Genomic DNA, 24347 nt, shown 5'->3' with positions numbered 1-24347 from the left:
GCCTTGTAGCGCTCAGCATCTTGTTTCATCAGGTAAGCCAATAGGCGCTTACGCTGGCCAATCATCTTCAATAGGCCCCGCCGAGAAGAATAGTCCTTTTTGTTCTTCTGAAGGTGCTGGCTAAGGGTGTTGATCCGATCGGTCAGCATTGCGATCTGAATGTCCGCCGATCCAGTGTCCGTTTCGTGGACCTGGTGCTCAGCAATGATTTCTTGTTTGCGTTCTTGTAGCAGAGCCATAGGCTTGATTAATGATTAGACAAAGTGTGAATGTAGCAGTTCTCAATGATATCACAGGCTATCAGGACCTCAAAAATCAAAAATTGCCCGCTTACCCAAGACTAATGTTTCTAGCGCTGATGGCCACAAGACTGACGGATTAGCACAACAGGTTTTGTTGATAGCTTAAGCGCTCATCCGGGAATTTTGATCAGAACACAGCCTTTGCTAGTTCTGTTTTTTTATTCAGGTTTTGGGCCTGCTCAGCATTTCTATGGTCAACCGCCTGTTTTCTATCCGGCCTCGCCCAAAGAAGAGAAGCCGTGCTCATATATATGGTGGCGCTGTACTCGGACTGGCTGGGTTTGCCTTTTGTGCGATCGCACCGATCCTAGTCTTCGCCCAAACTGCACAGATAGACACTGCCAGCCAGCAGTCTAGCGATCAGTCTGGCCAGCAGCCATCTGTCCACTCCACGCCGTCCTCGGTACTATCTAGGCGGGCAGCCAAAATGGCCGCCTCCATGGCTAAACCTTCTAACACGGAGGTTGCCGAGTCTAAATCCTTAGAAAGCAATCTGGAACCGACTGCCGCGCCGACTACCCCAGAAGCCATTGAACTAGCAAACGCGATCACCCGGCCCAACGTTCGCTCTATCTGGCTAGATCGCGAAACCATCGTCAATGCAGGATCTGCCAAGGAGCTGGCAAAGGTCTTTGACCGCTTTAAGGCAGCAGGTATCAACACAGTATTCGTCGAGACGGTGAATGCGGGCTATCCAATTTATGAAAGTGCGATCGCGCCCGAAAGAAATCCGCTGATCCAAGGCTGGGACCCTTTACAGGCCGCTATCGATCTGGGCAAAAGCCACGACATGGAGATTCACGCTTGGGTGTGGCTCTTCGCCGTCGGCAACCAGGCGCACAACCGGATCGTTGGCCAGCCGATGAGCTATCCAGGGCCTATTCTTAGCGCTCGCCCTGACTGGGCTGGCTTTGACAGCAGAGGCAACCTGATCATTCCAGGCCAAACCAAAACCTTCCTCGATCCGGCAAACCCCGAGGCCCGCCAGTATCTGCTCGAACTGCTCTCCGAAATCGCTGCCCGATACGACGTAGACGGCATCCAGTTCGACTACGTGCGCTATCCATTCCAAGACGCCTACGGTGGTAGACACTTCGGCTATGGCACTGCCGCCCGCGAAAAATTCCTCAAACTCACAGGCGTCGATCCAATCACGCTTAGCCCCCGCAACGGCGGCGACTCTGCCAAAGCCTACCTCTGGAACCAGTGGACCGCCTTTCGCACCCAGCAGATCACCACCTTCGTCAGCGAGGCTTCTCGTCGCCTGCAACGCCTTCGCCCCGATCTAAAGCTCTCAGCCGCCGTTTTCGCTGATGGCACCTACCAGCGCCAGCTCGCGATTCAGCAAGACTGGGAAGACTGGGCCGATCAAGGCTTATTGGATTGGATCGTGCTGATGAGCTATGCCAACACGGTCGAAGAATTTTCAGGACTGGTTCGACCGTGGACCGTAGAATCTAGCTATCGTTCTACCAAAGTCATTCCCGGCATTAGATTGCTCAACCTGCCTGCCGCCGAAGCCCGCAATCAGCTACAGCTGCTAAAAGATTTATCAACAGAAGGGTATGCGCTGTTTGCTGCCGATAACTTGCACGGAGAAGTGCAGTCAATGCTGGCTGGACTCCACGGTCAGGAGCAACAAAATGCCTCCGCACCAGCAGCCACTGCTCCGATAGCATCAGCGCCGCAGAGAGGTGACAGGCTTTAGATTAGCGGCGATGGTCACAACTATCCGCGATACGAACACAACGCTTCTTCTCCTAGAAAACGGAGATAGGCTCACTCGTAGCGAGCTAAAGAAATATTATGCAGCGATGCCCGATCTCAAAAAGCAAAGCTAATAGTTGGTTAGGAATCTACTGGGCTGATACCAGGGGGTAGTGGTTTGCAACAACACACCTGTTCGATTAGACACGGATGGTTAACCTTAGCCAGGTATATTGTTGTGTATCAACGAAGATAGTGGTGGGCGAGCGCGTATCAGCACAGACAATTATATTGAGGCGCACCAGAGCTAATTGTAGAAATCACTGCGAGTAGTGCCGCTCATTAGTCTACATGACACAGAGCAGATCTATCGACAAAATGGAGTGCAGGAGTATATTGCGGGACAAGCCAGCAGTCGATTGATTGTTTGATTTAGCTTAAGCGCGGGCTTCGTATCTTCCCGCACTTAAGATGATGCCGGCATTCTCTATAGCCTTTCCTAGGCTATGGCTAAACGTTGAAGCGTTCATAGCGAGCAATCTTGCTCAGGTTCTGGAAACGCTGAAGCAAGGGAGTGATCACTCGTCTCATCAGGAGTTCGTCAGAGAGCTTGGTGAGTGACGCTAGCTAGATGAGGAAGGATTAGAGAAGTGTGATCGCCTTGAACCGCAACTGAGAATAAATCCATCAATAAAATATGATAGAAACAAATTCAACAGGGGCAATCTGAATCATACAAAGCTAGAAAAATCTCTACAGTCTCATGGAGCAGCCTAAACACTATCTAAGAATCGAGGCAGGGTATACCGAGATCCAGTATTGGAAAGATATTTGGCGTTACCGAGATTTGTTTTACTTTCTTGCTTGGCGCGACATACTAGTTCGATACAAGCAGACATTTATTGGTGTTTCATGGGCTTTAATTCGCCCCTTCTTGACTATGGTAGTGTTTACTATCGTGTTCGGAAAAATTGCTAACTTGCCCTCAGACGGTGACGCACCTTACCCAATTCTTGTGTTCTCTGCAATGCTTCCTTGGCATTTTTTTGCTAGTGCCCTTTCAGAATGTAGCAATAGTCTAATTAGCAACTCCAACTTGATTTCCAAAGTCTATTTTCCAAGATTAGTGATTCCAATTAGCGCTATCATTGTCAGCTTTGTAGACTTTTTCATTTCCAGCTCAATCTTATTAGGTCTTATGGCGTGGTTTAACTTTACTCCTAGCTGGAGAATATTAGCACTCCCCATTTTTATACTAATTGCATTTGCATCTGCTATGGGCGGTGGATTATGGCTAGCGGCTCTGAATGTAAAGTATAGAGACTTTCGATATGTTGTTCCGTTTCTGATCCAATTTGGTTTGTACGTTTCTCCTGTTGGTTTTAGCAGTAACGTTATCCCAGATAGATGGCGGCTTCTATACTCTATAAATCCTATGGTAGGAGTTATTGATGGATTCCGATGGTCAATTCTAGGAGATGAGAGAGCTCTTTATATACCTGGTTTCTCTATTTCTGTTCTCTTCGTCATAGTTGTTCTAACAAGTGGAGTCCTGTACTTTCGTCAGATGGAACGAACATTCGCAGATGTGATTTAAGGCTATGTCTGACACTGTTATTCGAGTTGAGAAGCTAGGCAAGAAATATATACTAAAGCATCAAAAGGCAGAAAAATATACTGTTCTAAGAGATGTTTTAGCTAGGAAAACTGTTTCTGTCAGAGACTATGTTGTTACCGGGCGCAATAAAGTTCTTCGCAAGAGAGAAGATTTTTGGGCACTACAGGATATATCATTTGAAGTAAAGCAAGGCGATGTAGTTGGCATAATAGGTAGGAATGGCGCAGGAAAATCCACGCTGCTCAAGATTCTAAGTAGGATTGTTGAGCCTACAATAGGATTCGCGGAGGTTCGAGGAAGGATAGCAAGTTTGCTAGAAGTTGGAACTGGTTTTCATCCTGAGCTGACCGGACGAGAAAATATCTTTCTTAACGGGGCGATACTAGGAATGAGAAAATCTGAGATCTCTCGCAAATTTGATGAAATAGTTGATTTTTCTGAGGTTGAACGGTTTTTAGACACTCCTGTGAAACGCTATTCTTCTGGAATGTATGTACGATTGGCATTCGCTATCGCTGCTCATTTAGAACCAGAAATTCTAGTCGTTGATGAAGTACTAGCAGTAGGAGACATAGCATTTCAGCAAAAATGTTTAGGAAAGATGGAGAACGTAGCTAGTCAGGAAGGTCGAACAGTTCTCTTTGTTAGTCATAATATAGGTTCGATAGATGCACTATGCAAATCTTCATTAGTTTTAGACGGGGGGAAAGCTATCTACAGAGGAAATATTGACGAAGCAATTCGTTTATATGTGGAATCGTCTACTAGCCGTAATATTTCTGATCTGAGAGATCGTAGAGACCGCGAGGGCTTAGGCCGATTCAAGGCTACGAAGGTTAGAGTCTCAGAGTCTGAAGACAATAGCGGAGACCTATCGAAGAATAAGAGAATCAAAATATTCATAAAGTATGAATCAAAAGAGAGAGTAAGAAATCCTAGAATAATCATTGGTGTGTACGATCAAATGAATGCTGGCATCATCCGCTTGGACACAGATGTCTCAGGTAGTTTCACAAAGCTGATGCGTGCATCAGGAGAGATAGAGTGCGAAACGGAACACCTGAATTTAGTTCCTGGTCAATATAGAATAAATCTTGCGCTATATCAACAATCTATTCTTGAGGACTACATAAAAGATGCCGCTCAATTTACTGTTTCAGACTCTAACTTCTTTGGAATTGGTAAGACATTTGAGCCTAGGCTGGCGAAGGTTCTCATCAGACACTCGTGGAGAATCCAATGAAGACCACAAATCGGTCCATCAACGCAGATGATATAAAAGTAGTTTCTAGTTCGTGGATGGATAAATCAGGCACTGTATTTACGTTTGACAATGGTGTATATAGGCATATTGATTCTAGATGTTACGAAATATTCAATAAGCTGAAAAGTAGTCTACTAGCAGATCTAGAACGAACTGGACTTGTCGCCACTGAAGAAGCTGACATCGATATTGAAGGATTAGAGCACATAATAAAACATAAAAAGATAGACTGTATCTCTTATGGTCAAGAATGGACATTAGCGATGCTGCAAGAGGCTGCTGTACTCTCTTGCGATATAAACTTAAAGCTTCTGAATATGGGGTTAGCTTTAAAGGATTCTCATCCCTGGAACGTTACATTCGACTATAGCAAACCAGTTTTTTTAGACTATGGGTCTATTGACTACGTAAGCAAGGTATCACCTAGAGCATGGCTGAGAGAATTCTATAAACAGTTTTATATACCTCTGTGGATTGGAACCAAGATTAGTAGATCTCTAGCCTATTCTGCGATGAAAGAGCATCCAACAGGCTTCGGCAAGAAGGCAGGTCTTACCTCTATCATCCCGTTTTTATTGATGCCTGAACTAAGGAAAAGAAATGAGAACGCTGAGAAGTTTCAAAAAACTATAATCTCTCTAAAGGACAGAGTTTCTAGATTCTCCCTTTTTGATATCAAACGAGAGTGGTCAGACTATCAGCCTGCTATGTGGAAACACAAAGTTATAAATGATTTCCTAAGCGAAGTAAATATTACGTCTTGCTTAGACATGGCATGTAACAGAGGCGAATTTTCCATTCCCATAGCAGAAAGGGGTATTCCCGTGATAGCAACCGATGTAGATGAATATTCGATTGATTTTCTACGAGAACAAGCGAAAGAGAAAAGTCTTCCTCTTACAGCTTTATTGATAGACTATCTTAGACCTACAGCACCCTTCGGAGTTGGACTTTTCTACGCCAACTCTTATGAAAGACTGAAATCAGAGATGACGCTCTCTTTCGCAATCGCGCATCATCTCGTGTTCAAAAATGGAGTAAATTTTAGGGTGCTTCGTGACGTTATTGTTCAATATACGGGTAGATATGCATTAATAGAATTCATTCCCCTTTCGGATAAATATGTAGCGGAATGGATAGCAGCGGAGCCGAATAAAAAATATGATTGGTATAGTAAGACGAACATGATTCGCGAGTTTTCAAGCAAGTTTTCTTTTATGAAGACCTGGGATTGTCCCTACAACAACCGCGAAATACTACTCTTCAAGAAACTTTAGGAATCTATACTTACCGAAACAACTATGCTGCGAATGAATGTAGACACAGCATCAGAACTGTTGTTAATCATCAGAACGTTTTTGGGCAGGGCATACAACGGGGAACTTCTCGATTCCACAAACCGTTTGAAGGAAAGGAAAATTCGTGTGCAACGTAAAAAGCTGACAAAAATAGTTGATAGCTTGGGAATAAAAGAGGATTTTGGAAATTTCAGAAGCCTTGATTCGTGGATCTATTTTCTGAACTTTATTGAGGATCCTATATCAGAAGCCTTGCTTTCACAAAATGCTGCAAACATCTATGTAAACATCACAAGTACAATTGACGCAGAATTGTATAAGGGAAGATTCAAAAATGTTCCTGCCGTTTTTTCTAGTGCATCTAGCATCGAGGGCACCACAATTTTTCTTCATGGGAGTATGGCAGACCACACTTATACACCATTTTCCGATATTGATGACTTTGTTGTTGTACACAAAAAAGCTTGGGAGTCGACGGAAATTTTCCTCAAGAACATAAAAACTCTGTCACATGTTTCACGAAAATTTCAAGAAGTAGATCCATTTCAGCACCATGGGCATTGGGTTATATCAGAATTTGACACATTTTTGTATGACCAAAGCTATTGTCCGTTAGTCGTGCTAGAGCATGCTGCTTTGGTGGTTGGACAGGGCAATCTTGATTTCAGAGTTTCTAATACTGTGGAAGGTTTTCTTAAAAATGCAGTTGCAACCATTAAGGCCATCGAACTAAGAATGTTGAGGATTAGACAAAAACATTACATTAAATTGTTCGAATTAAAATGTTTAGTAGGAGAAATTCTCTTGCTCCCAGCATACATTTTTCAGTACAAAGGTATTTTAATTTCCAAGCCTGATGCAATTAGAAGGTCAGAAGAACTCTTTTCTGAGAGATCATTATCTGTAATTGATTTTGCAAGTGATATTCGTAATGACTTCGGTGACTTTCTTGACAAGAATAGAGAGATGATCACTATAGGTTGTGCTTTTTCGGATGTTTTTGCCCGAGAAAGGTCGCAGGCAGAAAGAATCCAACGTTTGATGTCCCCGAGAATTAGTGAAAGTACCTTAGAGTCCTATTTGAACGAATTTCATAAGTCTGTTGATACCTTTGTTTTAGATGCTAAGTCGGCTATAGGTACAGGAAAGCCTTGAAAATAATAAACTATCAGCCCAAGGAGATTGTATTCGACATTCCTACTTTAGATGTTAGCTTTTACGAAACAGGTTTAGCTAAATTCATTAAGACATTATCGAGTAGAATCGGCTGTAATCTCTTTTTTTATAAGTTTGGAAAACTTAGAAATCCGGGGATATCAGACTTAGACTTATTGATCATAACAAGCGATCAATATCTTGTTCGTACAATAGAAGAGTCAGGTAAAGTCATAAGTAGCTGTGAGTCTCTCCAGTTTCTATTCGTGCATCCGCCTGTAATCATTAGCGAGTCCTTAATATCATCCAGCTTAAAAGTCCATACACTGTCCAAATGCACATTCATTTCAGGAGCATGCGATAAGCTGAGTGAATATTTTAGAGAAAGAAAATATAAGTCATGTTTTTCTCATACTACGATGCAGCATGTTGCTTGGAATAGCTTTATGCGTATTGCAGCCTCAGACCTAGATAATAGTAAGATAGGTATGCGTCGCGCGCTAGCGCTTATGCACAATCTTCTTGAGTCAGCTATTAGAAGCAATCAATTTCTGTTACACAAGTTGCCTGTTTTGCTTGATACAGAATCGATTAGACGTACTATCTTGTCTTCGAGAGAGGAGGAGAGAATAGCTTTGGTAAGAGACTACATCAATAAGATAATTTCCTTCCTGAATGAAGTGGATATGCATCTTTGCAATCAGCTAAGAAGAACTTGTTACCATTCGGATAGCCTTCCTAGCATATATATATACTCTAAAGCCAAATTATTACTATACACTGATAAAAGCGTATTCAAGAAAAGCGACTGTAAAGTGGGTATGCTTAATTGTTTCTCTGATTACAAAGCACTTTTTATTCCACAGTATTTAATAGCGGGTTATCAGGCTATTTTAGCTAGCTGTAGCCGAACGCATTTTCCTCAGCTCGTTTATCTAAAAGGTGAAAGAATACGGATAGATTCGAATGACCTTATGCTGATAGATAGTAAAGAGTATTGCTCCGCTTTAAGGCAGATTTTGGACTCAACCAAAAAACGAACTACACCATCACCCTTTCCTTTACCATTTGGGATGTCCAGATTAGAGAGTTCATTAAAGCATACCGTTAAGGCAAACCAAAGAATACTGGCGTTTCGACTGCATTCAATTTCTCATAAAGTTCTTCTCACATGAGTGAAAATCATTTGTTGATTCGTAAGTTGACAAACACTCATATAAGAGAAGTATGGTTATCTAATTTTCTCTTAGAAAAATAGAAGGGAAGGTATGAACGTCCTACACATAAACCAGTCTGATATTGCTGGCGGGGCCGCGATCGCAGCTCACCGCCTTCATAAGGCTCTTCTCTCACAAGATGTTCAATCTAAACTGCTAGTAGACAGACAACAATCAGATAGTAGCTTAGTGGCGTCAATACCAAGAAGACGCTATCTAGATAGCCTAAGTTCTCGCGTAGCCTACTACGTGGGCTTAAATTACGTCAATCACACAAGTACTTTTAATATACCTAGTCATCCTTTCTACATCGAAGCGGATGTTCTTAACTTCCACAACGTACACGGCGATTATTTTAATTATCTTGCATTACCCAAACTAACCAGACAAAAGCCAGCCGTGTTAACTTTGCATGATATGTGGAGCTTTACAGGACATTGTGCTTACAGCTTTGAGTGTAAGCGGTGGCGTACAGGCTGTGGTAAATGTCCTGCGATTGCTACTTATCCTAAAGCTGCACGTGATAGCACTACCATAGAGTGGAAACTTAAAAAGTGGACTTTCACAAGATCGAACTTGGTTGTTGTAAGTCCAAGTTACTGGCTATCTAAACTAGCAAAGGAAAGTATCATAAGGAAATTGCAGATTCGTACTATTCCAAATGGTTTAGATACACAAGCATTTCAACCACTTGATCGCGACCTCTGTCGAAGATCGCTCGGGATCTCTACTGGTAAGAAGATTCTACTATTTGCTGCTCAAAACTTAAATGACCCTCGAAAAGGAGGCGACTTACTACTAAGCGCCATACAACAGCTACCCAGATCATTAATTGAGAACCTCGTTTTACTAGTCTTAGGAGAGAGCAGTGACAGCCTATTTAGTAGCACTGGCATTCCCGTCATCTCTCTTGGATATGTAGGAGGTTCTCGGGTGAAAGCGATTGCTTACTCTGCCGCTGACGCATTCATTTTTCCAACGCGCGCAGACAATCTTCCTCTTGTTTTACAGGAAAGTATGGCATGTGGTACACCCATGATCTCTTTTAACACCGGTGGTGTTCCTGAACTAGTTCGACCAGGTGTTACAGGATTATTAGCAAAACCCGAAGATGCAACTGAACTATCTTCTAAAATAGTTGAGCTGTTAGAAGACACTTCGTTACGGCAGAGAATGTCACTACACTGCCGAGCTATTGCCATAGACGAGTACTCAATCGAGCTTCAAGCAAAACGCTATAAAGCTCTGTATGCAGAACTAATAGAAGATCGCGATGCAGTATAGCTCCTTATTTCAACATATCGACTTACGTTGACTTGAGTACAGATGAAGGGAATCCTTTTATAGACTCTCCCTATTCAAGAGAAAGCAAGTCGTTATCCATTTTAATTTCCAGATTTCTATGACAATAAACTCTGCCAATAGGTAGGTTAGTTGATCCTATGAGTGAGATCCCTATTCAGCTTAGTGTTATAACGGCTGTCTACAATAGTAGATTGTTTATTGGCGAATGTATCGAGAATGTCATTAGTCAGTATTGCAAGTCGGTAGAACACATCATTGTAGATGGTGGGTCTACGGATGGAACTGTCAAAATTATTCAGAGATATGCTAATCAGTACAATCACATCCATTGGATCTCTGAGCCTGATGAAGGACAGTCAGATGCAATTAATAAAGGATTAGGATTAGCTCGAGGTCAGATTGTTGGGTTACTCAATGCTGATGATTATTATGAACCTCATGCATTGAACAGCGCGATCTTCTATTTTCAGACGCTTCCACAACCCTCGCTGCTTGTGGGCAATTGCAACGTTTGGGATGATAAGGGCCTCAAGTTATCGGTCAACCGTCCTACCAAACTACAGTTAGAAGATTTGCTATTGGGATTTCATGTTAATCCATTCCCTATCAATCCTAGCGCTTACTTCTACCATGCTTCCCTGCATAATCTTATTGGTCCATACGACATCAAAGAGCATTACGTTTTGGATGTCGATTTTCTATTTCGCGCTGTTCGCGTTGCTAATGTCGCCTATCTTGACAAGATTTTGGGGAATTATCATATGCTAGAAAACACTAAAACTGTTGAAAGCATAAAGAGCGGTCAAAGTCCTCTACGCGTTGAAAGAGTGATCAAGCAGTATCGTCGAGACTTTCCATTATGGAAACGTTTAGAACTAGCCGCGAAATACAGTTTTTTTAAAGCGACTCGTCGAGGTCGTAGTTGGATATGGAAACGACTGCCTAGTCAGCTATCAAATTCAGTACAGCGTTAGTGTATTGTTCTTAAACACTCTAACTACATGGCTAGACAAATGATAGAAAAGCCTATAAACAACAGTAAAAAAGAAGAATGGCTGGTCAGTATCATTATAAATAACTACAACTATGCTGAATTTTTAGAAGAGGCTATAGATAGTGCTCTGCGTCAAACGTACCCCAATATTGAAGTTGTAGTAGTGGATGATGGCTCGACTGACGGCTCCCTTAGAATTCTGGAAGCGTATAGAAAATTCGTTATTCTTATCTTAAAAGAGAACGGAGGACAGGCATCTGCTATCAATTGCGGATTCTCTGTCTGCAAGGGGAAGTTCGTTCTTATCTTAGATGCTGATGACATCCTCAACGCTACTGCTGTCAGCGTTTGTATGTCTGCTGTATATAGAGCAGAGAGCGAATTAGCAAAAGTGCAGGCTCCTTTGCTCATTCGCTCTAATGATAGTGCGACTAATGCTAGACGGTTTCCTTATCAGCAGTTGCCCAGCGGTTGTCTAAGAAGCGTCGCCCTTAGTAAGGGACCAGCAAGCTATCCTAGCCCGCCTATGTCAGGAAATTTCTGGAGCAGATACTTTCTATGTCAGGTTTTACCGATGCCTGAGACGCTCTATCGAAAGTCTGCGGATGCTTATTTATTTACGCTTTCTCCTCTTTTTGGCGAATTCGCTACCGTTGAGGAACCCACAGGCATATACCGTTTACACAGTAGAAACAACTACTGGAATAATAATGTGAGCTATGAAAAGCTGAGGTATCAAGTATGTCAGTATAAGCAGCGGTGCCTAGCGATGGAAAAGTACGCCAGTCTTCAGAAAGAAAAGGTCAACGCTAAACAGTGGAGGTTGGGTCAGCGATACTATCTAGCTAAGATAGTATCGCTGTGGAAGATGAGAGAAGGTCGTAGCCTACCAGTTTCCTTCAGAACTTTTAGTCGTGCAGTCATAGACTCGGACATAAGTATACGCAAAAAATCACTTTGGCTTATGTGGTTTCTTGGCATGGTAATTGCACCTAAAACACTCTCTGCGAGACTAATACAGGCTTATTTACGATTACAGTTTCGCGTATCTAGTAGCCCTCTGACTGGCTAAAGGTCAAAATGCATAGCAACGAACGCAATTATGGACTCCGCGAAGAGTGTTCTGTTAACGGTGACCAAAAGAATACCGTAATCGTCTACAGGAACCACCTGCTTCCTCGTTCCGAAACGTTTATTCGTGAGCAGGTTAGTCACCTACGCTCCTACAACTATTGCTACGTCGGGTTTCGTCGCGTTCCTGGTCTGTCGTTACCGTCGAAGAAAGTATTGACAGCTAGCGGGCCTGGACTACCTCAAAAAATAAGTGAGGCTTCGTACAAAATTTGTGGGTTTTCTCCTTTTCTTATAGACAATCTAAGAATGCTGTCTCCTCAATTAGTTCATGCACATTTTGGCCCTGATGCAGTACGAGCAATCCCAATCTCTAAAGCGCTGAATATTCCGCTAGTCGTCACGTTTCATGGCTACGGTCTCACTGTCAAGCCTTCCTACGCGTGGCGGGAATCCTTAAGTCAGCTTATATATCTTCTACGCAAAAACAATCTAAGGAAGAAAGCTACTCACTTCATTGCAGTATCGAATTACATCAAGAAGCTCTTGATAGAACAAGCCTTTCCACCTCAGAAGATATCAACACACTATACCGGAATTGATACGTGTACATTCACACCCGATGAACATGTTCGAAGAACTCCTACCGTGTTGTTTGTCGGACGGTTGGTCGAGGTAAAGGGATGTAACTATCTAATCCGCGCAATGTCTAAGGTTCAGTCTATCTTTCCTGATGCAGAACTCGTCGTGCTGGGCGATGGTCCGTTAAGAAGCCAGCTAGAGTCGTCGGCACAGCAGCGGCTCAAGAAATATCGATTTCTGGGCTTTCAATCCCCTGAAGTTGTTCGAGAATGGATGAATAGATCAAAAGTCTTCTGTGTTCCCAGTATTACAGCAAAGACTGGACATACAGAAGCTTTTGGCATGGTGTTCATTGAAGCTCAGGCTATGGGACTACCTGTTGTTACTTTTGATATTGGTGGTATACCAGAAGCTGTCGCTCATAATCAAACTGGCTTTCTAGTTCCGGGGAAGGATGTAGATGCGCTGTCAACACGGTTGATATCTCTTTTGAAGGATTCAGAACGCTGGCAGGGTATGAGCCAAAAGGGTATCCGTAGGGTTCGAGAGAAGTTTGATATTCGACGCCAAACTAAACTGTTAGAAGATCTGTACTCAGTGTTAATTGCCCAGGCTTAGTTCTTACTTACTCCAGAGGCTTGAGAGCCTATCTAGTTCATGTCTGAAAAAGCGCCTTACAAGCTTGCTATTCTTAATAACTTGATAACGCCCTACCGAGTGCCTATCTACAAACGCTTAGGTGATCGCATTCCCACCTACCTACTTCTTTCTGGTCAAGAATCTAACCGCGATACCTGGAGCGCTCTAGAAGAGAAACTACCCAACATCAGCATTCGCAAAGTTTGGGGAGTGACACTGCAATTCTTTGAGCGAAGACAAGGAAAGGCTTTCGACCCCCGCTATCTACATATCAATCCTGGGTACTTTTATGAGCTATTAAGGATTCGCCCAGATGCCGTTATTTCTGCTGAGATGGGATTTCGCAGCCTTGCAGCTTTGCTGTACGGGTTTATTGCCAGAAAGCCTGTCTGGATACTTTGGGGGGGAACGCTTCTCACGGAACAGAAACGTGGCTTGCTGAAGAAGCTTATACGTCACTTTGTATTTAAGCGCGTGACTCGGTGGATCAGTTACGGAGAGACGACGACAGAGTATTTGGTCGAAGGTCTGGGTGTTGCGCGATCGCACATCCTCCAAATTCAAAACTGCGTTGATGAGAGTCAGTTTATAGATCCGCACATCCCCGTTTCACTGACGCTTTCACCCTCTCCAGTATTGTTGTATACAGGGCAGTTGATTCAACGAAAAGGCATAGATTTGTTCTTGAAAGCTGCGGCAAAAGTGCAGCAGCAAGGCTATGTGTTTTCTATCTTGATTGTAGGTAGCGGTATCGAGAAAGAATCGCTCGTCGACCTATCCACCCATCTGAACCTAGACGATGTGACTATATTGCCCGCTCAGCCACCTGAAGCTATGCCATCTATTTATAAAAGCGCAGACGTTCTGGTTTTCCCAACGCGGGAGGATGTTTGGGGACTAGTGGTTAATGAAGCGCTATGGTCAGGCTTGCCGGTAATCGCTTCAAAGTACGCGGGCTGTGCTTCTGAAATTTTACCGATAGAAAATATTTTTGACCCATTAGATTCGGCAGCCTTTGAAAGACTGTTAATCAAGGCAGTCACGGGCAAGCTTGCCCCCCCTAGTGTCGAGCCGTTGTATCCCTGTGCCCAGGTAGTGGATATGATATTTGAAGAAGTTAGTGGTGCCCTTTCTTTAAGGGGAGAAGCTTCCAACTATTCTAAGCAAGTGCCCCAGAATCAGTAGAAATACTTTTCAGCCTACGTTTAGCCGACTTTGTTGCTTACAAGTGATAGAAGTTGTTGTAAATCAGTGAAGCCTAGAAGCAGTCCTTCACTGATTTGTATCAATGGGCGATCACAATCGCAGTATAGATATTTTAGGTACAAAGGTGTGCTTAATCACCTATCAGACTACTTGCGATCGCATCCAAACCCTAGCCCAATCCAAACAATCGAGCTACATCATCGCCGCTAACGTCCATGTCGTGATGACTGCCTACTGGCACGAGCAATATCGCAACATTCTCAACCAAGCTGCTATCGTCACCCCAGATGGTATGCCTCTGGTGGTGGGTATGCGCTGGCTAGGAGTAAAGCATCAGTCGCGTGTGTATGGCCCAGATTTGATGCTCGCTTGGTGCGGTCGCGCCGCCACCGCAGATCTCTCTATCTATCTCTATGGCGGTACACCGCAAACCCTACAAAAGCTATCCAATAAGCTACAGGCCACCTTCCCAAATCTTAAAATTGCCGGGACTCATTCCCCGCCGTTTAGAGCGCTTACCCTAGCAGAAGAAGAAGCTGATATCGAAAGAATCAAACAGTCTGGTGCTGCCGTTGTCTTCGTAGGGTTAGGTTGCCCGAAGCAAGAAGAGTGGATGCATCGCCAGATGGGTAAGCTAGATGCCGTAATGATTGGTGTCGGCGCTGCCTTTCGCTTTCATAGTGGAGAAGTTTCTCAAGCGCCCAGATGGATGATGAAAGCAGGGCTTGAATGGTGCTTTCGACTTGTTCAAGAGCCAAGACGGCTTTGGCGACGGTATCTTGTCACGAATGTTGCCTTTGTGTTCCTATTTTCTAGGCAGCTATTACAGCATCATGTTGGCCGTTATCTGCGACGCCACCGTACGCAAAAGTCACAGACCTAATCGGCTATGAAACATCATTATTCAATGGTTTAGCTACTTTCCTTTAGCCATCTTGGTGTAGCTGCTTCGTTTTAGTTGCTTGATGATCGCCTTATGAATCCGCACCCAACAAACGTTCAAAAGCTTGGGTTGCAGGCAGATATTCGCGCATCACGAAAGCATTGCCAACCTCAGAGCCTCAAGCGAACTCGGATAAGAGGAATTAGCCTAGTTTGCGCCGACATCAGTGCGATCGCCATAGCCTGGAAGCTAGCTCAATTCCTCAATCAATTCTATTCGCCCATACCCCATGCCTTCATCTGGTGGACTTGGCTAGGACTTCCCAGCTTATTTTGGCTACTTGTTTTTTCTACTGTCGTCACATTCGCCCACTACCGACTGTATAGCCGTACCAGTGCCGTCAAAGACTATGCAAAAGCCACGCAGCTAGTTAGCTATATCTACCTAAGCTCTCTCATTCTCTTTTATTTCTACGATCCGCATCTAAATCTGCCACGCTCTCTCTTTCTCTCGGCTTGGCTAGGCAGTGTACTCAGCGTCTTTCTCTTTCGGCTGCTAACGAACCTGCTGCTGACTAAGCTAGATACCTGGAACAGTGCGACAACTGTTTTCTTGATTGCGCCTGCCCAGCGGCTCAAAACGCTTTCCCAAATAGTAGATCAGCAACACGACTACCGGATTGTGGGCGCGGCGATCGCATCTACAGCCCATTCACCGGCCATTCTTCAATCTATTCTCCGACACCGTCCCAAAGAAGTCCTAGCCGAAGAGATTCCTAATGCCGAACTCGCCTCTAGCCTATTCTGGCAGCTACGAAGTGTAGGCATTGTGCTCAGGCTGCTGCCCTCTAGCCGGGAGATGATCTATCGCCGGGGCATTCCTGAAATATTTGCTAGCCTGCCTACGCTCCGAATCGAATCCTCCTTTTTCAGAGGATTTGACTATCGGCTAAAGCGGTGGTTTGATCTGGTGCTTTCGGTTGTTGCGATCGTTATGCTGTCGCCTCTTTTTCTAGGGATTGCGATCGCGATCAAAACCTCGTCTGCTGGCCCAGTGTTTTTCCGCCAAGAGCGCACCGGACTTCATGGCAAAGTCTTCCACGTCTGGAAATTCCGTACGATGGTGATCAACGCACCTGAGTTACAAGCTAGCCTAGAGAAGCGTAACGAAAACGCTGATGGTGTCATGTTCAAAATCGAGAGTGACCCCCGAATTACCGCCATCGGCAAACTGCTCAGGCGTACCAGCCTCGATGAACTACCGCAGCTATTTAACGTATTACTCGGCCAAATGAGCCTAGTAGGGCCACGACCACTACCGCTCAGAGACACCTCATTATTCAAGCCTTGGCACCATGTACGCCACCAGGTACTGCCTGGCATCACTGGGCTGTGGCAAGTTTCAGGTCGGGCCAACATCAAGACATTCGATGACGCAATTCGGCTAGACCTTCACTACATCGACAACTGGTCGCTAAATCTAGATTTGGAGATCCTATTAGAAACCATCAAAATAGTTTGCTTGGGGAAAGGGGCATATTAAGGCCGCTTGCCTTAGTTTTCTTCGTTGCTCATGCAATCTTCTAGTCGCCTGCGCTGGTTTCGATCTGGCTACTCTCGTGAAGCTGTCGGCTGGCAGGGTGCCTGGTTAGGAATGACTGGACTGCTAGCGCTATTCAGCTTCAGTTGGTTACCCAACAGTTATCTACTGATGGTGGGCTGGCCCTACTGTTTGTGGTGGCAAGCTGCATTTGTTTTACTAGTCGGCTGGGGCGTATGGATGAGTCGTCAGTTTGCTCGTCCGCTCTCTTTATTAGGTCACCACCTTGACTGGATAGCTAGCATCTTCGCTGTTGGCGGTGGCCTGTCTGTAGTCACAGCTCAGTTCAGGACGGTCGCCGGATTAAACTTTCTCCTATTTATTAGCTATGGTCTCGTTTTATACATAAGCGTCAACTGGCTACGACAATCTCCTAATCTGGTCAAGAAGCTTTGGTCTGCTCTGGTAATTACTGGAACGCTGACAAACGTTATCAGCATTGCTTTCTGGCGACCTACCTTAGCAATGTGGACAAGCCAAAATTTCTATGCAGCAATTAGAAACCCTTGGCCGCTAGGTCACCACAATTTCGTAGGCGGCTATTGTCTGCTGCTGCTACCGCTAGTCGTAGGGCTGACGCTGACTCAAGTAGGGAAATGGTGCTGGATAGGCTATGGCGCGATCGCTCTCAACGCAATCGCATTGTATATCAGCGGCTCACGCGGTGCGCTGCTTGGTGTCACTGCACTTGGCATGCTCTGTTTGGTTTTCTTCTTAGCAAATTATCACTTACCAGCCTATAAGAAATGGATGATTGCTGGTTTGCTATGCTCTCTTCTTATCGGGATCTTTTTCAGTAATCCCCGAGTGCGATCGCTCGCCTCTCAGTTCCCCACAACCAGTCGTCAGATCTCCATAGAGCACATTGCCGATGGTCCGACGAAAGACAGGCTGTTTATGCTAAAAGCAGGTCAAAATATTTTCAGAGATCATCCAGTTTTAGGCGTTGGCCCTGGCAACCTCTCACGTATATACGCTCGCTACAGACCGATAGAAGCGGGTAGCGGATTAGAGCTTGTACAGCAGCTGCACAATACGCCAGCACAGGTTCTAGCGGAACTTGGTATTGTTGGATTTAGTGCGTATCTGTTGTGGATAGGGGCACTACTCAAAATTGGCATCAGCTTACATAGAAAGATTATAGCCAAAGAAAAAGTAGAAGAAGCTGCCGAGAAGAGCGATCGCATTCTCTTGTACAGTATCGGTTCTAGCTGGTTTGCCTATAGCATTTCGAGCCTAACAGACTACCAGCTAGAAAATATTGGCATCACGACTACTCTTGTGATCACAGCGGCTCTGCTAATCGCTCTCGCGGATCAGTATTTAGTCAATGACTGCGCGCCCCCTATTTCTCATCATTATCGTCGATTAATAGGGCTTTTTTTATTGCTGTATCTGAGCCTAACTATTCAAGCGTGGGCAAGAGTAGATGCTAGCTTTTACCTCGCAAGCGCCGCCGATCGAGATATACAAAACTATCGCTTTGCCGACGCCGATACCGAATGGGAAAAAGCTAGTCTGCTAATGCCTTCAGATCCGACTTTCGCAGCCCTATCTGCTCAACAGCTAGTTACGTTAGCAAAACAATCTACCACTCTAGCTAACCGAAAGACTCTGATCGAAGAGGCAATTGACTCATTGAAAGCAGCCGTAAAAGCCTCACCTAACGATGCTTGGTTGAATCAAAATCTGGCCGTTCTCTTATTAGAAACGCAGCCCGATCAAGCTCGGCAATATTTGCATCACGTTGTCGCCTTGCTGCCGCGCGGTCAATACGCTACGTACTACACGCTAGGTCATGCTTATCTCAATCAAAATCAGCCAGCTCAGGCAAGCATAGCGTTTACGTTAGAAAGCCTTGCTAATCCTAGCTTTCTGACCGACCCTATCTGGAAACAGCCGCTACTCTCCGAATACCTACCGGCTGTTTTAGATCAAACACTAGCCATCTGGCAAAGCATTCTAGCCAGAATACCCCCCGACTCGATTCAATATCGCTGGCTAAACCGGCAAATTATTCTCACCAAATGGTGGTTTAGACAATCTGTTTCAACAGACGAGATAAAAAGCCTACGCCCTGAGCACCAAGCTGTTGTAGAACTTAGCTCGACCGCTGGTCAAGATACCCAGAAACGCTTAGCAGTTTTGACTGAAGTCTTAAGTTCGCAAGACATAACGTCAGCGGAGCAAGTAAGTAGGCTCTCTCTTCTCAGAGCTTGGGTAGATCCAGAACAATATCTCAGCGATGTATTAGAGGAAGGATCGCTCACAAAAGCAGAAAAACAGCTTCTTATCAAAGATATTCAGACTCATCAGAATCTTAGAGAATGGCTGATCTCTATAAACTCTCCTAAAGCCGACAAGGTTCGCCATGGATTGGCCTTTGCCTATCGCAATCGATTTGCTAACGACATAACGCAGATTCTATCTGCTGATGGGCTCAGCGATAGCTACTTGCTAGATCAGCTAAACCTGTTCTCCGCTCCTCCCCGTGAATTTTCACAATTGGATCGTGAGATAGCTGACTTAAGCGATCGCGAGCTAGCTATACATCCTTTCAGCAATGGCTAGTGATCTATTATTGCCAGCCAAGCTAGTCAAATTCCACAACACCTATTGACAATGAGTAACCGTCTGCCTATCACCGCCGCCACTTCTGATACTTCGCGATCACACAGTTTGTTCCCAGTCGCGATCGCAATTTCTATCGTCATCTTCTACACGCTGTTCACGCTATTACCCAACAGCAGCGGGCTAATGGTGAAGTGGCCCTGGGTGTTTCTCTGGCAAGTAGGGCTAATGCTAGGGCCGATTGCGCTATTGATGCAGCTATGGAATCGCTCTTTTCGTCCGCTTGGCGGTTGGTTAGACTGGCTGGCTGGCGCTTGGTGTTGCAGTTTTGTGCTTAGCGCGGCGTTTGCTCAGTTTTCGCATCAGGCTTTTTGGTATAGCTGGGCTGCTCTCTGCGCGATCGCCTTTCTCTACGCACTCAACTCTTGGCTTACTTCTACATCACGAGTTGAGCGTTTGCTTACTTTCCAGGGCGGATTATGTATAGTCTTCAGTAGTCTTAGCCTCACTAGCTGGTATCTTCAAACGGTTCGCCCTTACTTACAAAATATAGAAATACTTAAAGGCTACGGCATAGAAACAACTGTCGATTTACAGCAGCTCAATATCCAGAACTGGCATCCTCTAGGGCACCAAAACTATGTCGCCGGATACCTACTGCTAACGATTCCTCTATTGCTGGGTCTAGCTCTGGTGCAATCTAGCTGGCGGCGGATTGTCTGGAGCCTTGGGTTTGTGCTTAGCTTGGCGACGCTATACAGTACCTCTTCACGAGGCAGTTTGTTTGGTTTAGCCACCAGCTTGATGGTGGCGCTGTGCTTGTCTTTTTGGCTTTATCCTAGGCTGCGGAGGTTACTGCTGAGCGCAGGTATTATCGGTCTGGGTTTGCTTTCATTTTGGGGCTTTAGCACCTCACGTATTCGCGATCTTTTTTCTGCGCTGACTAGTCAAGAAGCAGGCTTAGCAGGCAGCAGTGAATTTTTCTATCGAGTAATAACGAATGCGACAGGCTGGTATATGGGCTTGGACCATCCTATCTTCGGAGCTGGACTCGGCAGCGTGACGCTCCTATATCAGAAGTATCGACCAGACTGGGCTGGAAGGGAAGCTGAACTGACGTTCCAATTGCATAGTACGCCTGCTCAGCTCTGGGCAGAGTTAGGGTTAATTGGTGTGGCGTTAGCGATAGCTAGTTTGGTAGCTTTGGCAGTCATCATCATCAGACAATACAGAAAACAAACCTTATCAGATAACACTTCACTGTTAGCTTCGTCAGTTTCACCAATTCTACTGACCGCGCTTGTCAGCGGATTAGCAGGCTATGTAGTCTATTCGCTGATTGATTACCAGTTGGACAATATCTGCATTACGGGTTCAATTATCATCGCAGTTGCTGTTGTAATCTCTGGTCATAGACCAACTTTAGCTTCTACAGACGCGCAGTCTCGAACAAAGCGGGTACCTAATAATCTTTCTAAGATAGGCGGACTCTTTGGTATAGGCATCATTGCAGCGGTTTCTATCTGGCTATATCCTATTCATCGGGCCTGGATGCTTTCTAGCCAAGGCTTTTTAGCACTTCAGAAAGAAGATACTATTAGCTTTGTCGCATATCTAGAAAGAGCGCATGAGCTTTCGCCTTGGGAGCCCTATTATCCCTATCAGCTAGGATGGAATTTAGGAGAGCTAGCGTTTCAGAGCACAGATGCCAGAAAGCAAGAAGCGCTGAGACAAGAGAGTGTGAAATGGTTTGAAAAGGCGATCGCACTCTCCCCAAATCGAGAATTCGGCTATTCAAACCTCGGCTGGCTGCTGGTCAACTCAGACCCACAGAAAGCAACAGAGACGTTTACAAAAGCTGCGAAGCTTGTTCCACGTAAAAACGGGATCTACTTTGCGTTAGGCTACAGCTTGCTACAAGAAGGGGAGTTAGAGCTAGCGGTTCAATCTATGACTGTCGCGCTCATTCAGCAGCCGATCTTATTGACCAGCCCGATTTGGCGATCTACAGAGCTAGCAGCATTGTATTCACAGGTATTGACTAGCTTAGAAAACTACCTACAGCAGCAAGTAAGTTCTGATCTTTCTAACAGCAAAAGATCTGCGGCCTATCAGACGCTTGGTATGTTGCACTGGTGGCAAGGGGACTATGACTTGGCAGCAACAGCCTTTGCTCATAATCCGACTCAGCTAAACGACGCTTTGCTAGTTTTGGCAGATACGCTTCCTGGCAGCGAAACGGCCATAGCCGTGAGCAAACAGATCAAGCCTCACCCTATTTTATCCGTCTGGGCTCAGTTAGAGACGAGTAACGACCTATTGCTTCGTTCTGCGCTATCAAAGATCCCTGCCTACGCATATTTAGACGAAACGGAGATTTCTGGGCTGATTGCCAACATCCAGGCAAGTAAGGCGCTATCTTCTGACTTTCACAACTGGCTGACGCAGTCCGGCCCCTCTCGCCAGCGCAGAAATCAGCGATTGGGTTTTGGCACCATCAGCCGCCATATCGATGGGCCTTTGCCTAGAGATTTCCTCGCCACCTCAGAAAATATACTGATAACGAATTATCTGTCGTCTTTGTTTCCTACGCTTGCTGACTCGTCAGACCTAGAGTCACTAATGATAGAGCTAAAAACAGCCTTATCAGCGTAGTTAACGAAACCTAAAAGCCTTATTTTCTAAGAAGGCTGCTGTCTTCACGACAGTATCTGTTTAGAGAAGATGGAAACCGAGGGCTGAGCGGAGTCGAAGTCCGGCTAGGTTGTGCCTTCGACTCCGCTCAGGTAGCGTAATATGCTGCTTTTATTTTAGGTACGCTAAACACGTACTCACGACAGCAGCTTTCAGATCCACAATTCTATAAGTATTAAGTAGCCCGAAAGAGAAATACTAACTTTCGGTAGCTTGTTCTTCCTGAACATATTTCACGCTCACGCTACCGTTCTCGTTGATAGAGACTGCACCGCCCAGAGCTTGAATTTCATTGATGGCACGTTCTCTTGTTTCATTGTCAACAGCCGTTGTTAATACACTGCTCCACGCACTAATTTGTGCCGATTTGCTATCTGGATTTTGCGCTAAAAAGTCAGCAGTCTGTTGAGAGATAGAAGCAATCATATCGCTTTCAGGAAGACTGGACTTGCTAGCCCATTTTGCAGCTGTTTCAAAAGAGCGTTCAGCGGCTCTAGGATCGCCTAGGAAGAGTAACTCTTCGACGGCTTTATACCTCCAGACGTAGTAACTGCCTTCTGGCTTACCAGGTGCCAAAGAAGATAACCCTTTCTCTATCAGCTCAACCGACTTTTCTGGCTGTGCAGCGTTCATACTGACGCTATTAGTTAAAAAAATGTAGAAGTCTTGGTAGAATGGATCGTCCGTAATAATGTTTTGAAAGAAAGCGCTACTTAGTCCATACCCTTCTCTGTTCCTCACATCATCATCACCGAAGTATTGGAGGAATAGAAGAAAAGTCAAGTTAGCACGAATATTTTTAAAGCCAAAATGCGGCAGTCGACTACCCAAAGCGATCCTATCTTGATAGCTCTTCTCATTATTTAATTCTGTTCCTAACGGAAATGTTCTGTTAGAAGAGAGTTGATTGAGGTAAGAGACTTGCAACCATCCTAAATAACTGAAAGAGAATAAAAAAGCAATGCCTTGTACAATGACTTTTTTCATAGCGGCTCGAGTTGTAAGTTTATGACTGTCAAGAACTCCAAACAGCGAGTGGCATATGCAACATCTAGCCGCATATGCCACCTATCTATGCTTTTTAGGGAGAGGTCAGACTAATTTGTTAGAGCGCCTTCATTGTGGCTGCACAACCAGGATCAGTGGTAGCAACGTTGTCTAAATCTGTAAAGTAAGTAGCGATAGGAGTGGCTTCAGTCCCGTCATAACCACCGTCTGCCGCAGGTGCCGCTGCTGGTAGCAGCGCTTCACACAATGTAGCTAGCGTAGTAGCTTCAACGTTGACGCCAGTGCCGATAGTGGCAACTTTCACGCCCCCTGCATACAGTTTCAGGGCGGCATCTCTAGGAGCAGCTTCTGCAGCTACAAAAGGAATGCTACCATTCGGTTCAGCAGTTCCATCAACAATTGAATAATCGTAGCTGTCAGTCTGTGCCTTGATACCTAAGCCTAGCTGTGCAAACCGCGCATTGGTTGCCATGGTGCCATTTTCCATGTAGTAAGCTTGCTGAGCCCGGTTCATGGAACCTATATAAGTCTTAGCTTCAGACTGCTTTGCCTTGTTTGCCTGGTTCAAGAAGGAAGGCAGGGCAATAGCCGATAGAATACCGATGATGATGATTACAACGAGAAGTTCAATCAGAGTAAAACCGCCGTTTGCTTTCTTGCCTGCGAAGTGCTGAAGCAGTTTTGCTTTTAGATTAGTTGTCATGGAAGTTGTCTCCGTGATGTTTGAGGTAAGTTGCGTGTTGTCTTGAGTCAAGCTTGTCCGCCTGCACCTCAGAAAATCTCAAAACAATTGAAACTCAATGGTTGAAACTTCTGATGTGTTTGGCTTATGCAGTCGTTCCGAATGCCGGATGACTTGCTTTCCGCTCCGAACTTAACTTGCCCCTCGAATTTTCTTGAACAGTCAGCTTATTTACACAAGCCGGAACAATTCGAACACAGATCTATCCGTAACTTTTCGGTACCAAAAACCGTAAACTAACAAGCAATCCCAATTACGAATCCATTACAACGCTATTTTTCCCGCTCACTAATCAAAATAACTTGCTGACAAAAACTTTTGTTGTTGTTGCCCACACGTTTCATATATGTTTGGCGTATTCATATTACCTCGACAACAAAATGCACAAGCCTGAAGTAGATCCCCTCCACCGGAGGGGTGCCCAACGGGCGGGGTGGGTTGGCAGTGAGTAGCGCTAGCGGCTGTATACTGCTTGTCCGCCAGAGTAATAAG

General features: G+C 44.9%; 17 protein-coding genes. 14 read left to right on the top strand and 3 right to left on the bottom strand.

Annotated elements, in window-relative coordinates; genetic code table 11:
• Positions 1–239: 30S ribosomal protein S15 (gene rpsO, locus IQ256_RS21905; RefSeq protein WP_193857821.1), on the bottom strand; the 239-nt coding region annotated here is incomplete at its 3' end.
• Positions 240–492: 253 nt separating this feature from the next.
• Between rpsO and IQ256_RS21900 the strand changes: the two genes are divergently transcribed.
• From IQ256_RS21900 to IQ256_RS21835, 14 genes are all read left to right on the top strand, one after another.
• Positions 493–2010 (top strand): glycoside hydrolase family 10 protein, encoded by a 1518-nt coding sequence (locus tag IQ256_RS21900; protein WP_193857820.1) that lies wholly within the window; start codon positions 493–495, stop codon positions 2008–2010.
• A gap of 762 nt (positions 2011–2772) precedes the next feature.
• The gene (locus tag IQ256_RS21895) at positions 2773–3606 is read left to right on the top strand and encodes an ABC transporter permease (protein ID WP_193857819.1); all 834 of its coding nucleotides are present in this window, start codon (positions 2773–2775) and stop codon (positions 3604–3606) included.
• Positions 3607–3610: 4 nt separating this feature from the next.
• Complete coding sequence (locus IQ256_RS21890; RefSeq protein ID WP_193857818.1) at positions 3611–4870, top strand: ABC transporter ATP-binding protein; 1260 nt, start codon at positions 3611–3613, stop codon at positions 4868–4870.
• Positions 4867–6168 carry a class I SAM-dependent methyltransferase gene (locus IQ256_RS21885; RefSeq protein ID WP_193857817.1) on the top strand — a complete coding sequence of 434 codons (1302 nt, stop codon included), beginning with the start codon at positions 4867–4869 and terminating at the stop codon, positions 6166–6168. The genes IQ256_RS21890 and IQ256_RS21885 overlap by 4 nt, the downstream gene beginning before the upstream one ends.
• A 24-nt stretch (positions 6169–6192) precedes the next feature.
• Positions 6193–7344, top strand: a complete 1152-nt coding sequence (locus IQ256_RS21880; RefSeq protein WP_193857816.1) for a hypothetical protein — start codon at positions 6193–6195, stop codon at positions 7342–7344.
• A 1268-nt stretch (positions 7345–8612) separates the two neighbouring features.
• On the top strand, positions 8613–9845 hold the full coding sequence (locus IQ256_RS21875) for a glycosyltransferase family 4 protein (RefSeq protein WP_193857815.1): 1233 nt from the start codon (positions 8613–8615) through the stop codon (positions 9843–9845).
• Between the two features lie 158 nt (positions 9846–10003).
• Positions 10004–10840 (top strand): glycosyltransferase family 2 protein, encoded by an 837-nt coding sequence (locus IQ256_RS21870; protein WP_193857814.1) that lies wholly within the window; start codon positions 10004–10006, stop codon positions 10838–10840.
• A 27-nt stretch (positions 10841–10867) separates the two neighbouring features.
• A complete protein-coding gene (locus tag IQ256_RS21865) occupies positions 10868–11932 on the top strand; it encodes a glycosyltransferase family 2 protein (protein ID WP_193857813.1) in 1065 nt (354 codons plus the stop codon).
• A gap of 8 nt (positions 11933–11940) precedes the next feature.
• The gene (locus IQ256_RS21860; RefSeq protein WP_193857812.1) at positions 11941–13131 is read left to right on the top strand and encodes a glycosyltransferase; all 1191 of its coding nucleotides are present in this window, start codon (positions 11941–11943) and stop codon (positions 13129–13131) included.
• Positions 13132–13170: 39 nt separating this feature from the next.
• Positions 13171–14337, top strand: coding sequence for a glycosyltransferase family 4 protein (locus tag IQ256_RS21855; RefSeq protein ID WP_193857811.1), 1167 nt, complete (start codon positions 13171–13173; stop codon positions 14335–14337).
• A gap of 103 nt (positions 14338–14440) precedes the next feature.
• Positions 14441–15241: a WecB/TagA/CpsF family glycosyltransferase gene (locus IQ256_RS21850; RefSeq protein ID WP_193857810.1), complete on the top strand. Its 801-nt coding sequence runs from the start codon at positions 14441–14443 to the stop codon at positions 15239–15241.
• A gap of 93 nt (positions 15242–15334) precedes the next feature.
• The gene (locus IQ256_RS21845) at positions 15335–16783 is read left to right on the top strand and encodes a sugar transferase (protein WP_193857809.1); all 1449 of its coding nucleotides are present in this window, start codon (positions 15335–15337) and stop codon (positions 16781–16783) included.
• 30 nt (positions 16784–16813) lie between these two features.
• Positions 16814–19411, top strand: coding sequence for an O-antigen ligase family protein (locus IQ256_RS21840; RefSeq protein ID WP_193857808.1), 2598 nt, complete (start codon positions 16814–16816; stop codon positions 19409–19411).
• A gap of 51 nt (positions 19412–19462) precedes the next feature.
• Positions 19463–22066 carry an O-antigen ligase family protein gene (locus IQ256_RS21835; RefSeq protein WP_193857807.1) on the top strand — a complete coding sequence of 868 codons (2604 nt, stop codon included), beginning with the start codon at positions 19463–19465 and terminating at the stop codon, positions 22064–22066.
• A gap of 237 nt (positions 22067–22303) precedes the next feature.
• Here the strand turns inward: IQ256_RS21835 and IQ256_RS21830 are convergent, their stop codons facing one another.
• Both IQ256_RS21830 and IQ256_RS21825 read right to left on the bottom strand, forming a co-directional pair.
• Positions 22304–23092 (bottom strand): hypothetical protein, encoded by a 789-nt coding sequence (locus IQ256_RS21830; protein WP_193857806.1) that lies wholly within the window; start codon positions 23090–23092, stop codon positions 22304–22306.
• A 118-nt stretch (positions 23093–23210) separates the two neighbouring features.
• Entirely contained in the window at positions 23211–23816 is a 606-nt protein-coding gene (locus tag IQ256_RS21825) for a type IV pilin-like G/H family protein (RefSeq protein WP_193857805.1), read from the bottom strand.
• Between the last annotated feature and the right edge of the window lie 531 nt (positions 23817–24347).

This window comes from cf. Phormidesmis sp. LEGE 11477 (genome assembly GCF_015207105.1).
GTDB lineage: Bacteria > Cyanobacteriota > Cyanobacteriia > Phormidesmidales > Phormidesmidaceae > Phormidesmis.
Note: the sequence above shows the minus strand (reverse complement) of the source record. Positions and strands in the feature narration are given on the sequence as shown.